At 35.0% G+C, this 13,967-nt stretch carries 14 protein-coding genes; 4 read left to right on the forward strand and 10 right to left on the reverse strand.

Annotated elements, in window-relative coordinates:
• Positions 1-49 precede the first annotated feature (49 nt).
• On the forward strand, positions 50-241 hold the full coding sequence (locus Q0K76_RS08000; RefSeq protein WP_294614028.1) for a hypothetical protein: 192 nt from the start codon (positions 50-52) through the stop codon (positions 239-241).
• A gap of 2 nt (positions 242-243) precedes the next feature.
• Here Q0K76_RS08000 and cysZ read toward each other — a convergent pair whose 3' ends face one another.
• The 7 genes from cysZ to Q0K76_RS08035 form a co-directional block, all read right to left on the reverse strand.
• Entirely contained in the window at positions 244-1,047 is an 804-nt protein-coding gene (gene cysZ, locus Q0K76_RS08005) for a sulfate transporter CysZ (RefSeq protein WP_294614112.1), read from the reverse strand.
• Between the two features lie 140 nt (positions 1,048-1,187).
• Positions 1,188-3,125 (reverse strand): GNAT family N-acetyltransferase, encoded by a 1,938-nt coding sequence (locus Q0K76_RS08010; protein WP_294614031.1) that lies wholly within the window; start codon positions 3,123-3,125, stop codon positions 1,188-1,190.
• Positions 3,126-3,128: 3 nt separating this feature from the next.
• Positions 3,129-3,584, reverse strand: a complete 456-nt coding sequence (locus Q0K76_RS08015) for a DUF441 domain-containing protein (RefSeq protein ID WP_294614034.1) — start codon at positions 3,582-3,584, stop codon at positions 3,129-3,131.
• Positions 3,584-4,294 (reverse strand): phosphoribosylaminoimidazolesuccinocarboxamide synthase, encoded by a 711-nt coding sequence (gene purC / locus Q0K76_RS08020; RefSeq protein WP_294614037.1) that lies wholly within the window; start codon positions 4,292-4,294, stop codon positions 3,584-3,586. The genes Q0K76_RS08015 and purC overlap by 1 nt, the downstream gene beginning before the upstream one ends.
• 230 nt (positions 4,295-4,524) lie before the next feature.
• Positions 4,525-5,259 (reverse strand): outer membrane protein assembly factor BamC, encoded by a 735-nt coding sequence (bamC, locus tag Q0K76_RS08025; RefSeq protein ID WP_294614040.1) that lies wholly within the window; start codon positions 5,257-5,259, stop codon positions 4,525-4,527.
• Positions 5,260-5,298: 39 nt separating this feature from the next.
• Positions 5,299-6,177 (reverse strand): 4-hydroxy-tetrahydrodipicolinate synthase, encoded by an 879-nt coding sequence (dapA, locus tag Q0K76_RS08030; protein WP_294614043.1) that lies wholly within the window; start codon positions 6,175-6,177, stop codon positions 5,299-5,301.
• A gap of 97 nt (positions 6,178-6,274) precedes the next feature.
• The gene (locus tag Q0K76_RS08035; protein WP_294614047.1) at positions 6,275-7,033 is read right to left on the reverse strand and encodes a Nif3-like dinuclear metal center hexameric protein; all 759 of its coding nucleotides are present in this window, start codon (positions 7,031-7,033) and stop codon (positions 6,275-6,277) included.
• A 640-nt stretch (positions 7,034-7,673) separates the two neighbouring features.
• On the opposite strand from Q0K76_RS08035, the gene Q0K76_RS08040 reads away from it, so the two are divergent.
• On the forward strand, positions 7,674-8,432 hold the full coding sequence (locus tag Q0K76_RS08040; RefSeq protein WP_294614050.1) for a tetratricopeptide repeat protein: 759 nt from the start codon (positions 7,674-7,676) through the stop codon (positions 8,430-8,432).
• A 122-nt stretch (positions 8,433-8,554) separates the two neighbouring features.
• Positions 8,555-9,190, forward strand: coding sequence for a ribonuclease T (rnt, locus tag Q0K76_RS08045; protein WP_363322440.1), 636 nt, complete (start codon positions 8,555-8,557; stop codon positions 9,188-9,190).
• Between the two features lie 86 nt (positions 9,191-9,276).
• On the opposite strand, the gene Q0K76_RS08050 is transcribed toward rnt, so the two are convergent.
• Complete coding sequence (locus Q0K76_RS08050) at positions 9,277-9,603, reverse strand: Grx4 family monothiol glutaredoxin (RefSeq protein WP_294614115.1); 327 nt, start codon at positions 9,601-9,603, stop codon at positions 9,277-9,279.
• Positions 9,604-9,870: 267 nt separating this feature from the next.
• Between Q0K76_RS08050 and yccS the strand changes: the two genes are divergently transcribed.
• The gene (gene yccS, locus Q0K76_RS08055) at positions 9,871-12,015 is read left to right on the forward strand and encodes a YccS family putative transporter (RefSeq protein WP_294614056.1); all 2,145 of its coding nucleotides are present in this window, start codon (positions 9,871-9,873) and stop codon (positions 12,013-12,015) included.
• Positions 12,016-12,045: 30 nt separating this feature from the next.
• Here the strand turns inward: yccS and nfo are convergent, their stop codons facing one another.
• Entirely contained in the window at positions 12,046-12,891 is an 846-nt protein-coding gene (gene nfo / locus Q0K76_RS08060; protein WP_294614059.1) for a deoxyribonuclease IV, read from the reverse strand.
• A 21-nt stretch (positions 12,892-12,912) separates the two neighbouring features.
• A complete protein-coding gene (yejK, locus tag Q0K76_RS08065) occupies positions 12,913-13,917 on the reverse strand; it encodes a nucleoid-associated protein YejK (RefSeq protein WP_294614062.1) in 1,005 nt (334 codons plus the stop codon).
• Positions 13,918-13,967: the final 50 nt, after the last annotated feature.

Here is a 13,967-nt window from a genome sequence, read left to right on the forward strand (position 1 = left end):
TAAGTATAGCTTATTAACTCACTTAAACTAACAATTAGCGAGAATTAACATGGAATGGCTTAAAGATTATTGGTGGGTAATTGTTATTATTCTTATTGGGATTTTTATTAATACCATTAAAGCGTTAAATAAACTTAACTACAAATCTTACCTTGAAAAAAAGAAAGGGATTAAACCCATCCCTTACAACGATGATGAGGATGATGATTGGCCATCTAATCCCCCTAAAAATAACGCTTAATATTAATTAAAATTGTGACGACTACTCGTGAATAATGCTTGATGACGATAACGATCCACCCACATTGCCGTTGAACCACAAACAGCAATTGGCATAATAATTAAGTTAAGTAATGGCACCATTGTGAACAAACTAACTAAAATACCATAAGTTAGATTATCAACTTTATCTTGTTTGAGTAGTACACGCATATTATGAAAACTGATTTTGTGATTATCAAAGGCATAATCAGCATATTGAATATTAATTTGCCAGGCCGTAAATAAAAACCAAACAATTGGTGTAACAAATTGCCCTATAATGGGAATAAAATAAGTGAGTAAGATTGGGATTGCCCATAACAGATAGTTAAGCAATTTTTGCATTTCCCGACCAAATATTCTGGGTAAATCTTTAATCAAACTCATCCAACTGGTGTCGGGTGCGGGTATGCCAGTCAATTGAGCTTCAACTTGTTCGGCTAATAAGCCATTAAAGGGAGCAGCAATGATGTTAGTTACCGTACTAAAAAAGTAACAAAATAAAATAACCAATGTCAGGACAATGATAAAACTAATAATATAACCAAGCCACTGGAGCCAGTTAGGCACAAAAGCTAATCCCCAATCAACCATACCGGTTATCATTGAGAAAAACCAATAAAATAATGCCGACATAATGACAACATTAGCAACTAATGGTAAAAATACAAACCGCTTAATACCCGGATTAAATGCCAACGACCAGCCTTTCATAAAATACTCAATACCGTTTGCAGATCGATTTTGATGTGAGCCATTGTTGTTATTGGATTGGTGGTGGTTTATACCCTTATAATTCACAATTGTTTCCTTTTTAAATCAACCTATATATTACCTAAGCATGTAGCTAGATATTACAATTAGCTACTTAATTAATGTAATGCACTCACCCTTAATTATTGCGTCAATTTATTTTATTTGCATGCTTATTTTTTAGCCGAATACCAATTCGCAAACCACTTAGCCAATTCTTGTTTTAGCGCTTGCATTAAAGCGTTCTTACCGGTTAATGGCAACGTTGGTATTACCGGTAATTCATTAGTGTTATTGGCCAATAATGCACTTAAAATGGGTAAGTCTAAATGCACCGCTTGAGACCGATTATAGCAATTTAATCGACAAAGTGCGGCATAGGTGGCCTCATAAGGTCGGTGATAGTAGCAAAAGCCACGTAATTCTTCAATATCTGCATTGGTTAAGCGTTGATCAGAGTCACTTGTCACAAGTTGGGCAAATGGTAGATCGATGATTTGCTTTAACCAATAGCTATTACGTTGTAATTTATGTTGCAATTTTGCAACTAAGGTATGCCCTGACTGGCTAATAGCTTTGATCGCCATCACCGAATAACTACCACTACTGGCTTCTTTACGACTAGCAATGTGGACTAGGCTAAAACCACAGGCTAACCAAAAACGATAATTATCGTCACTAAAGGCAAAACTTACTGATACAAAATCCTTTTCCTGTCCAATGGCATAATTTGTTATGGATTGGACCAGTTTTTTTGCAATATGTTGACGACGGTACAACTCCATTACCGCGATGCGGTTAATGCGCAGCGATTGTAATTTGGCAGCTAATTTTTCACCGGCATGAGCCACCAGCGATTGTGCCACCAAATTACCTTTAGGCCGACGCGTGCCTTTCCAGATTTCATCAATTAATGCTTCAGTTAAATTGCCCTCATTAATGGTTATTGCTGCCGCAATACGTTGATCGCCAATTTTAGCTTGCCACACCAGTAGATTTTGCGCATCAAACAGTCGCCGTAAATCAACTAAAGTGGTTTGATAGTGAGCAATTTTTAATAAATAATAAATCTGTTTGAGTGCCTGAATATCATGACGATCAACCTGCGAATAATTAATAGGTTGATTCACCTTTGGTATTTGCGTATCGAACGGTAATATACCATTTAACAATAAACGATCACTAAATTGTTCAAGTTGGTCATCAGCATGCCAACGAATTGGTTGTTGCAGATAGAAAAAATCGCAAGATTGGTTTACTAATAATTTTAATAAAAATCCCTGCCCAGTTCCTTCATAACCTTCAACAGTTGTGGTTAACAAAATTTGACTGTGCTTTGAGATCGCCAGTTGTATTAATTTAGTTAAGATGTGGAGTGGGATCATAGCCGCTTCATCAATAATTAAATATTCAGGAACAGGATCAATATTAGCAACAATTAATTCATCGGGAGCATAAAATGGCGTTGTAGCTTTAGCAAAACGGAAAAAAGTTGTCAGTGAATTTTTGTTCGGTGCAGTGACTATGCAATGATGATAATGACTAAATTGACCGGCTAAAGCTGATTTACCACGCCCACGTTTGGCTATCACTACCTTAATAATCTTAGTGCTTTGTAGTAATTGTTTTAATACATTTTGTTGTTCGTGTAGATTGCAAAATGTGTTATCTAAATTAGTAAATGGATAATTGGTAGCATTATTGTATTGAGCCAAAACTTGTGTTAAATGTGCAATAAAATTGGGTACCATAATAGGATAAGGATTTTCGTTCCAACGCAAACTATCATGATCGTGCCAGTGAGTAAAATGCTCTGGTAATAATAAAATTAAAACACTACCTTTAACCAGTGTACCCATTAACATGGCTAATGCATCTAAATTAAATGCTTCAGTCGCATCGAAAATGGCATGTTTAAATTCTTGACCTAATAAACGTTTAGTATGATTTGGGGTTATAACGTTCAACCCAGCAGTAGCTAAATTAGCTTGGTTAGTAACTGTGATCCAATCACCTTGGTTTTGCTCAATAATGTCAGTCAATTTGGTAGATAAAACTGTTATATCGCCGTGTAAAACCCATAGCTTTCGAGTGCTATCAGCAATATGCATAAACTAACTTTTTCCAATAAGTAACGAGAGTATTCCCGCAGCAATAAGCGGACCAACCGGAATACCTTTGAAAAAAGCCACACCAATTAATGTGCCAATAATTAAACCATTAACAATTGTTGGGTGAGCGCCAATTAATGATACCCCCCTAGTCCCCAGCCAAGAAACTAAAATCCCAACCAATATGGCTAGTAATGATTGCCAAGTTGTAAAGGATTTGAAGATATCTTTAATATTTAACGAACCATCAGCGAGTGGCACCATCATCGCAGCAGTTAAAATCACAATACCAATTGTAAGACCGTATTGATTCAAAAACGGGAAATATGTTGCTAATGGGGTTAATTTGAATAATAACAGCAGCAATACCGCAAACGTTACTGTGTTATTGTGAGTCAAATAACACAGTGCCGCTAGTGCTAATAATACAAAAAATGAAATGTCAAACTGAGCAAACATTATAATGGTACACCAATTCGCTTGGCGACTTCCTCGTATGCTTCGATCACTCCACCTAAACCTTGACGGAAACGGTCTTTATCCATTTTTTTCAAGGTGTCTTGTTCCCACAAACGGCAACCATCTGGTGAAAATTCATCACCTAAAGTGATTTCACCTTTAAATAAGCCAAATTCAAGTTTGTAATCCACTAAAATCAAACCAGCTTTAGCAAACAAGTCAGTTAAAATAGTGTTGATGTTAAAGCTGAGTTCTTTCATTCTGGTAAGTTGTGCATCCGTTGCCCAGCCAAAAGCTTTACAGTGAGATTCGTTAACCATTGGGTCATGCAAGGCATCATTTTTAAGGAATAATTCAAAAGTAGGCGGATTTAGAATCTTACCTTCTTCCACACCCAAACGCTTAACCAATGATCCTGCCGCACGATTACGTACCACACACTCCACAGGAACCATATCGAGTTTTTTGACTAACACTTCGTTATTTGATAATAAGGACTCAATTTGAGTGGGAATGCCAGCATCACGTAATTTAGTCATAATAAAATAATTAAATTTATTATTTACCATGCCTTTACGATCTAATTGCTCAATATGTAAGCCATCAAACGCTGAGGTATCATTACGAAATTCAAGTATTAATAAATCAGGATTTTCGGTGGAATAAACGGTTTTTGCTTTACCCCGATAAAGTTCAGCTAACTTTTTCATGTTTATAACCTTATGTCAAATTACTAATAAATAATTAAGGAGCTAAACGCTCCTTAGGTTCAAAACTCATTGTTGTTATTGTTTTACTATTGTTATTAATATGCCAATAGCAACATTAACAAACTTTGCGACCTGAAATTGGGTTAGATAAACTCATTTCTTGCCTGTTGTAACTAAGAATTCGCTGAACTTTAGACTCAACAAAATTAGGTATTATTAAATCAAGCAACCTAATTATCTTTTAAATCTTTGAGCAATTCTGATGCGCTATTAGTTTCTTCTTGCTTTTCATTACCTTTCAATTCATTGGTAGGTATTCGTGCTGATGGTGGTGCTGCATCATCCATTATGGCATTAAACAAAGTAACAACATAACGTTGCACTTCTAATGGATTAGATGAAAGATCCTCTGCGCCACGAGTTAATGAGTTTAGAGCCACAGTAATAGTTTCAGCTCCACCTATAGTATGGCGTTGAATTACATAGGATGCTTGCACAGTTTGTTGTTCATCATCACTTAAAATAAAGGCATTAGCGGTGCGAATAGTATTATTGTCGCTACTACTAATTGGGATATTTTTTCGATTTAAAGTAGTTGTAATACTACTCCACACACCACTATTGGCTGGTGCATTTAACGTCGCAACACCATTACTATAATTTGCATAAGCATCAACTATAGTTGGAATTGGTAATAATGGGGGACGAATATCGACTAATTTGCCAACAGCCCCTTTTGTTTCCACAGGATAAACATAAAAATCAGCAGCTTCTGTTGGTATATTAATACCTTGTGGGATTACTAATGGTTTTAGGGATGGCGAATTTAAATAATCTTCATTACCGTCGATTTCTCGCTTATAATTCTGATCATTACCACACCCTACAAGAAAGAAAGAAGTAATAACTGTCATAATAACAGTTATTTTAAGGACAGCACATTTACATACAGTTTTATTAAACATAGATATCTGCTTATAAATTAATGGTTAGATAAAAATAAATCACAGTAAATTAGCATCTTTTAATGCTTTTTCAACCGCAGGGATTGAAGCATCAGTCAACGAAACCATTGGTAAACGGATAGTCGCAGTTGCCATTAAACCTATTCTAGTACAGGCCCATTTCACTGGCGTAGGATTCGGCTCAATAAATAAATAATTATGTAAAGCCAATAAATTGTCATTAACGGCTCGAGCTTCTTGAATTTGATTATTAGCAGCAAGCTCACAAATTGTTGCAACTTGTTTAGCGGCAACATTAGCAGTAACAGAAATGACACCATCACCACCTAAAATCATAAAATCTAAAAAAGTAGCGTCATCGCCACTTAATAATTTGAAATCACTACCTACTAATTTACGAGTTTTATATACTCTGGATAAGTCACCTGTAGCATCCTTTAAAGCAACTATATTTTTAATTTTGGATAACCGTCCTACGGTTTCTGGTTTAATATCACTACTGGTACGACCGGGTACATTATAAAGGATTTGCGGTAATTGAGTACTTTCAGCTATAGCCTTAAAATGTTGATACATGCCTTCTTGAGTCGGTTTATTATAATATGGCGCAACGGTTAAACATCCAACAACACCAATATTTTCAACTCTGCGCGTTAATTCAATCGCTTCTTTAGTGGCATTAGCACCTGTTCCAGCAATGATATTTATACGCCCATCGGCATAATCGATGGTACGTTTAATGACATCGATATGCTCGTTATGATCAAGCGTTGCTGATTCACCGGTGGTGCCCACTGAAACAATACCTGAAGTGCCATTAGCAATATGATATTCGACCAATTTCTTTAAGCTTACATGATCCACTTTTCCTTTAGTATCCATGGGAGTAACGAGTGCGACCAGACTTCCTGTAAACATAAAATGCCCTCTCATATTATCTATTTATAAAACAATTCAAAAGAATAAAAAATCTGCTAACAAGTATGCGATATTTCCTAAGTAAATTCAACTTTTGTTATGCAGGATTATCAATATCAATAAAAATAACATCTAACTTATACTGTGTTGCCAACCATTCACCTAGTTTTTTAATACCATAACGTTCAGTAGCATGGTGACCTGCCGCATAAAAATTAATGCCATATTCACGAGCGATATGAATAGTTCGCTCTGACACTTCACCGGTAAAAAAAGCGTCAAAACCTTGCTCGGCTGCACTTTCAAGAAAATCCTGACCGCCACCACTACACCATGCAATACGCTTTATCACGGTAGGTGCATTATCACCACAAAATAACACTGGCCGTTCGCCATTATGTAATTGTTGCTCAAGTTGTTGTTTAAATTGCAACGCAGTAATTGGTTGTTTCAAGGTTCCTTTAAACAGTAGATCAGTGTCATCCTCACGTTTATCGACCGTTATATTTAATAAGTTAGCAAGCTGCACATTATTACCTAATACCGGATGTCCATCCAAAGGTAGATGATAGCCTAATAAGTTAATATCATGCTGTAATAATGTCTTAATACGTTGATATTTTATTCCGGTGATTGTTTGTGGCTCATTTTTCCAGAAATAGCCATGATGAACAAGTATGGCATCGGCTTGCAATGCTACAGCTTGATCGAGTAAAAGCTGGCAAGCTGTAACACCGGTGACAATTTTTTTTATTTCACTACGACCTTGTATTTGTAGTCCATTAGGTGCATAGTCACGGTAACGTATTATTTGCAATTCATTATTAATGATCTGCTCAAGTTCGATATTTTGCACAGTTCCTCCTGCTTATTTATACTAAAACGTATGCTTAACCTGAAACATCTTTACAGAAAATTTTATCTTAAATTAATCCAATTTTTGTCACAATAAAGATTAATTTGTTAGCGTATAATTATAGTCGTTTTTGCTATTATCTCATTTATATGGCCTATATTACAGCTTCAGATCGGTTTGGTATTGAGTGTTAACTTCTTAATTACCTTTGGTACAACAATCTGATAAATAATCTATCTATTAGTGAACATACTTAGTGAATTTGTTGTTGAATAACTGGCTGAATTTACCACTGTTACAAACAAACTAACTTCACTTTTTTTTGACAATTAAATCCAGAGTAAAAACACAAATGGTAAAATTACCCAAGCAAGATTGAGATTTGCTGTAAAAATGATGAATCCAAAATGTAAGGTAAAAGATAATAATTATTCCCCCTCAACTGCCAATGTATAAACGCTGGGCGTAATTAATTTACCTATTGATTAGGTAGATTAAATTAAATAGCTTATTTGCACCAATCAATTGATGAAAAATTCAAAATCACTATTTTATAATTCATGACTTAGATACCGATATTTATTTTGCTCGTTTTTTATGTTAAATTTGCCCGATTCTTTATCAATAGCGGGTTATTATTGTGCCTATTTTTGGAGTTGGATTAAGTACTGCCATAGCGATCTTTTTTGCAGTTCATGCAATTCGATCACAGCAAGATCGATACTGGTTGTATATTTTATTTATTTTTCCTTTTTTAGGTAGTTTGGTCTATTTATTCGCAATTTTTTTACCAGAAATGCGCTATACCCATACTGGTTATCAAATTGAATCTAAATTACGCAAAGCGCTTGATCCTCAGCGTGAACTACGTGAAGCACAAAACCAATACGATCTATCCCCCACAGTTGATGCACAAATCAACTTAGCCAAGGCATTGGTTGATAATAATCGCGCCAACGAAGCGTTAACTTATTACCGCCAGGCACTAACGGGTATTTATAAATCTGCACCAGATATATTATTGCAATATGCTAATGCCCTTTATGAAGATAAGCAATTTAGCCAAGCCAAAGCTACGCTTGATTATCTCCGTGAAAAAAATCCAAATTACAACTCAGATGAGGGGCATTTGCTTTATACTAAAATTCTGGTTTCGCTAAACGATAAAGAGCAAGCTAAAGAAGAGTTTGATGCTTTAATTAGCTATTACCCAAGTTTAGAAGCAATTTCGTATTACCTACAAACTTTAATTGCATGGAATCAAATTGATATTGCAAAACAAGTATCACAAACTATTGAACAACGTTTAAAACATATGCCAAAACATGCTAAACGTTTAAATGCCCAATGGATTAAAGAAATCGAGCAATCAAAACATAAATTAAATCAATTAGATTAATTAAGCAAAATTGATTTATGTGATGCTAAATTCTTGTGTGTTTGGGTTTAATCAAGGTAAAACTAGGCGAACCGTTGAAAAACTGGCATAATGAGCCTCATTTTTGCCAGATAAGATGAGTTATTGTGACCAACGCTAAATTATGTGACCGTTTCCGCGGTTTTTTTCCGGTTGTAATTGATATTGAAACCTCAGGTTTTGATCCTAAACTCAATGCCATTTTAGAAATCGCCGCCATTACCTTAAAAATGGACGATAATGGTTGGCTAGAACTAGATGAAACTTTACAATTTCATGTTCAGCCGTTTGCTAATGCAATTTTAGAGCCAACAGCTTTAGCCTTTAATGGCATCGACCCAGCAAATCCCTTACGAAGCGCAGTTGATGAAAAATTTGCATTAGAGGAAATATTTAAAATGGTGCGAACCGGAATTAAAACTAATGATTGTAATCGTGCTGTTATTGTCGCGCATAACGCCCATTTTGATCACAGCTTTTTAATGACCGCCGCCGAGCGTGCGAGCATTAAGCGCAATCCCTTTCACCCTTTTGCTACCTTTGATACTGCTTCACTTAGTGGCTTAGTTTTTGGACAAACCGTATTGGCAAAAGCCTGCGAAACAGCGCAAATTCCGTTTGATCACAAACAAGCCCATTCTGCCTTGTATGATACGGAAAAAACAGCCATTTTATTTTGTGAAATGGTTAATCGTTTTAAACGCTTAGGTGGCTGGCCATTGGCAAATGTCAGTCAGTAATGAATAATTAGTGGTAAGACTTAAGCTTTTAAGCATAGTAAGAGAGTGATTAACTCACTCTCTTACATCAAGAAATTATATTAGATTTAGGCTTTATGCTTAGCGGCTGTTTGTTTTATTAACGTTTGTAGTTCACCTGCTTGAAACATCTCTAACATAATATCACAACCACCAATCAACTCGCCTTCAACCCATAATTGCGGAAAAGTTGGCCAATTAGCAAATTTGGGTAATTCTGCCCGAATATCAGGATTTTGTAAAATATCAACATAAGCAAAAGGCTCACCACACTGTGACAAAACCTGCACAGCTTGTGCTGAAAAGCCACAACTTGGCAATTTTGGCGAACCTTTCATATATAAAATAATTGGATTTTCAGCTATTTGTTGTTTAATTTTATCAAGAGTGGTCATTTCAGTAGTCATACACTTTATTCCTTTGTAATTTATCACAAGATTAGAGGTTATTTTATCGTAAAATCGATAGGTAACCTAACGTAAGACGGTTTTATTTAATATATTAATACTATTGGAGAGATCAAGTTATAACTTTATATAAAATCAACATTACTCTGCAATTAAAAAATGTTGCTAACATTTATTCTGGTTTAGTTTTTTGTTAACAATTAAGCTATAATGACCTGAATCTAACAATTAAAATAAGACATTATCTGAAAGATCGTGCACGCTTTTATCTTAACTTTACGTAAAGTTTTTTATAGCAGTAATCTACTTTTCAGCATCCGTATATTAATCAGCTTAACAGGTTCAACTTTGGTGCCTTGGTATTTGGGTTATGTTTCATTAGTGATCCCGTTAACATTAGGTGTGGTTGCTGCAGGATTAAGCGAGATTGATACTCGTTTATTAAGTCGCTGTATTAATATCGTACTTACCCTAACTTGTTTTGCTATTGCTACCTTTTCAGTGGAATTATTATTTGATTATCCTGCTTTTTTTATTATAGGATTAGTCGGTTCTACCTTTATTTTTATAATGCTTGGCGCGCTTGGGCAACGTTACAGTGTAATTGCTTTTGGTTCGTTATTAATTGCTGCTTATACCATGCTAGGGCATAATTTATATACGGATAATTATACTTTACCTGTTTTTTTATTAGTGGGGGCGCTTTGGTATAATTTAGTGTCATTAATTGAGTCAATTGTTCAACCCATTCGCACTACTCAACAAACGTTATCCAACTGTTTTATAAAATTAGCTCAATATTTGGATGCCAAAGCTGCGATGTTCGATCCAGATGAGTCAGATGGTTTTAGCAAGCAAACACTACAAATTACTGATAGTAATAATCAATTAATCACTGCTTTTAATCAAACTAAGCGATCGTTATTTAATCGTTTAAAAAGCTATCGCGGCCAAACCTATATTAAAAAGATGTTAAGTTACTATTTTGTGGCACAAGATATTCATGAACGAGCAAGTTCTGCACATGGTGATTATCAAGCATTAAGTCAGCATTTTAAACATAGTGATATTTTGTTTCGCTTTGCTCGAATTTTGAATTTACAAGCAAAAGCATGTGCTAAATTAGCCTTATCCATTAAGTTAAATCAAACTTACCAGCATGATCCGTTATTTTCACGCTATTTTAGTTATTTAGAAGAAGCGATAAATCAGTATCAAAGTACCGATAAGGCGACAGTGTTATTGATAAAATCATTGCAAAATCTCCATCAAAATCTTCTAGCTATCGATTTGTTGCTAGCTAATATTGATACAGAACAACACTTGTCACAACAACAAGAAAATAACCAGTTAATTGATGAAGAGTTAACCGGCATTTATGATCTTTTCATTAAAATCAAATGGAATTTAACAATTAAATCAGCTTTATTTCGCCATGCTATTCGCATGAGTATCGTATTGTCTGTGGGATATATGATTATCGATTTTTCGTCACTTGCCCATGGTTATTGGATTATTTTAACCAGCTTATTTGTTTGCCAACCCAATTATGTCACCACTAAATATCGCTTAACTTTACGAGTACTGGGCACTATATTAGGAATTATGGTCGGAATACCGCTGACTTATTTATTCCCAACTATTGAAGCACAGCTAATTTTAATTACTTTAAGTGGCTGGTTATTTTTTCTATTTAAAAATTCACAATATGCTTATGCCACAGCATTTATTACTCTATTAGTATTTTTTAGCTTTAGTTTAATTGGTGAAAGTAGCATTGCTGTGGCTATTTCACGCATTATCGCCACTTTAATTGGTTGTTTTATTGCTTGGTTGGCGGTGAGTTTTATCTGGCCTGACTGGAAGTTTAGAAATTTAGCTAAATTAGTTGATCGCATTTGCCATGATAATAGTCATTATTTAGCCTTAATTGGTCATCAGTACTTATCAGGAAAATCTAACGATCCTCAATATCGAGTAGCAAGACGAGCTACGCATGATAGTAATGCCGATTTATCTTCACTAATTAGTTTGATGACCAAAGAACCACATATAAATCCTGACTTGATTAATCAAGGATTTCGGTTGTTAACCCTGAATCATACTCTTATTAGTTACTTATCCACCTTAGGGGCGCATCGTGACAAGATTATCACTAATCAAACAATTGAGTTATTTGATGATCTTTCGGTATATATTATCAATATATTAAATGATAAAAAAATCACTGCGGATTTTCAATCCATTAAAAAATCAGTAACCGATTATATCGAAACACTACCTACCAATGATGCACAAGCTAATAATGATCTATTAGTTATGCAACAATTAGCTTTAATTTTGGAAATTTTACCCGAGTTGGTTTCGCTTGCTAGTGAACTGGATAATAAAACAGCCTAAATTAAAATGAAAAATATATTATTTCGTTATTCATTTGTTCATCTGTTGTTTTAACCATGCAATTTCTTGCGCCCAAATATCTGGATTGATGGTTTCAAGTATCATTGGGATTTCATCGATTCTCGGATCACGCATAATATATTTAAAGGCGATTTCACCAATATTACCTTTCCCTAGACTATCATGACGATCGACATGGCTAGCTAACTCGCTTTTAGCATCATTTAAATGCATACCGCGTAAATATTTAAAACCAACTATTTTGTCAAACTGATCAAAAGTTTGCTGACAAGCCTTTTCAGTACGTAAATCATAACCAGCAGCAAAGGCATGGCAAGTATCAATGCAAACACCAACGCGACTTTTATCTTCAACTTGGTCAATAATCGTGGCTAAATGTTCAAATTGATAACCTAAATTAGAACCCTGCCCGGCAGTATTTTCTATTACGGCTACCACATTTTTCGTTTTATCTAAAGTAATATTAATTGATTCAGCAATGCGGGTTAAACACGCATCTACCGTTATTTGTTGTAAGTGGCTACCGGGATGAAAATTGAGTAAGGTTAGTCCTAGCTGTTCACAGCGTTGCATTTCGTCTAAAAACGCCGTACGTGATTTATTCAGTAGTTCACTATCAGGATGACCTAAATTAATTAGATAGCTGTCATGCGGTAAGATCTGCTTGCTAGTAAAGCCATATTTTTCACAACGTTTATGAAAACTGTCAATAATTGCTGGTTCAAGCGATTTAGCATGCCATTGTCGTTGATTTTTGGTAAATAAAGCAAAGGCTGTTGCACCAATTTGATAAGCGTTAATCGGCGCATTATCAACTCCACCAGCAGCACTCACATGTGCACCAATGTATTTCATTTATTTTGGCTCCCGTTAATATTAATTTGAACCACTATTACGTTGTAGCTGGTCACGTAAATTAGGTGGTACCCCTTTAATGACTAATGAGTCAGTTTGTGGATCCCATTTGACACGTTCGCCTAATAGATCGGAATCAAAACTTAAGGTTAATCCACCCCCACTACCAGAGAATTTTTTCAGCTGCCGCAAGGCACTTCGATCAATAGGAAAGGTTTCTTCCAGGTCATAATCATTATTTTTTACAAAATCAATGAAATTATTATCCGTACTAGATGGCAGTTCGTTAGCGAGATTTCTTAATTCGATCTCTTCACCTGCTTGCAGTTGTGTTTGACAATAATTATAGACATTGTCACGCGCCATAGTTTTATCTTGTTTATCAAATTGCATTTGTTGGCAATATTCATCAACTGCTTTAACCAGTGTTTTATTTTGCACTTTTGCATCTAAACCTTCACTAGCACCTAAATAGTCCATGAAAAAGTCAGATACTTTTCGCCCGACTCGACCTTTTAAAAAGGTTAAATAACGTTTTGAATTGGCATCAGTTTCCCATTCGGTGATATCAATCCGCGCAATGATATCAGCATGATCAATATCTAAATATTGAGTTTCATTGATATCAAGTTGATCATTTACCAACATACTTAAACAGCTATTTAAAACAGCTATAATTAAATATTCAACGGCTAAGTAACGGTAATGGCAAAATATAACTGTTCCACCTTCAGCAAAGGGATATTTTGCCAACTCATTGCGCAATTGTTTAGTTGATTCTTGACTAAAATGCAAAAAATCTTGGTTCCCCAAACGCAGTTCTTTAAGAGATTGTTCAAACAAACTTTCACTATTAAATAGCCCATAAGCCTTGCTTTTATTGTTATAGACGCGATTAATATCTTCAATTAAGTTAACCACTGCTTGTTGATTGCCTAGTATTGAATCCCGGAGTTGTAGTTCAATTTCAGTGTCGCTTTTTCTAATTAATTTATGTAAAATAACCTCTTGTATTTGTACGCTCATTAGGCATTCCTGTTTGAATCACAATAATAAATTGTAAGCTATTTTATCAA

This window comes from uncultured Gilliamella sp. (assembly GCA_945271295.1).
Lineage (GTDB): Bacteria > Pseudomonadota > Gammaproteobacteria > Enterobacterales > Orbaceae > Gilliamella.

Excerpts from the sequence above, each read along its gene's own strand:
- Q0K76_RS08000 (WP_294614028.1), top strand. The coding sequence starts at position 50 with ATGGAATGGCTTAAAGATTATTGGTGGGTAATTGTTATTATTCTTATT.
- Q0K76_RS08010 (WP_294614031.1), bottom strand. The coding sequence starts at position 3,125 with ATGCATATTGCTGATAGCACTCGAAAGCTATGGGTTTTACACGGCGAT.
- Q0K76_RS08015 (WP_294614034.1), bottom strand. The coding sequence starts at position 3,584 with ATGTTTGCTCAGTTTGACATTTCATTTTTTGTATTATTAGCACTAGCG.
- purC (WP_294614037.1), bottom strand. The coding sequence starts at position 4,294 with ATGAAAAAGTTAGCTGAACTTTATCGGGGTAAAGCAAAAACCGTTTAT.
- bamC (WP_294614040.1), bottom strand. The coding sequence starts at position 5,259 with ATGTTTAATAAAACTGTATGTAAATGTGCTGTCCTTAAAATAACTGTT.
- dapA (WP_294614043.1), bottom strand. The coding sequence starts at position 6,177 with ATGTTTACAGGAAGTCTGGTCGCACTCGTTACTCCCATGGATACTAAA.
- Q0K76_RS08050 (WP_294614115.1), bottom strand. The coding sequence starts at position 9,603 with ATGACCACTCTTGATAAAATTAAACAACAAATAGCTGAAAATCCAATT.
- nfo (WP_294614059.1), bottom strand. The coding sequence starts at position 12,891 with ATGAAATACATTGGTGCACATGTGAGTGCTGCTGGTGGAGTTGATAAT.
- yejK (WP_294614062.1), bottom strand. The coding sequence starts at position 13,917 with ATGAGCGTACAAATACAAGAGGTTATTTTACATAAATTAATTAGAAAA.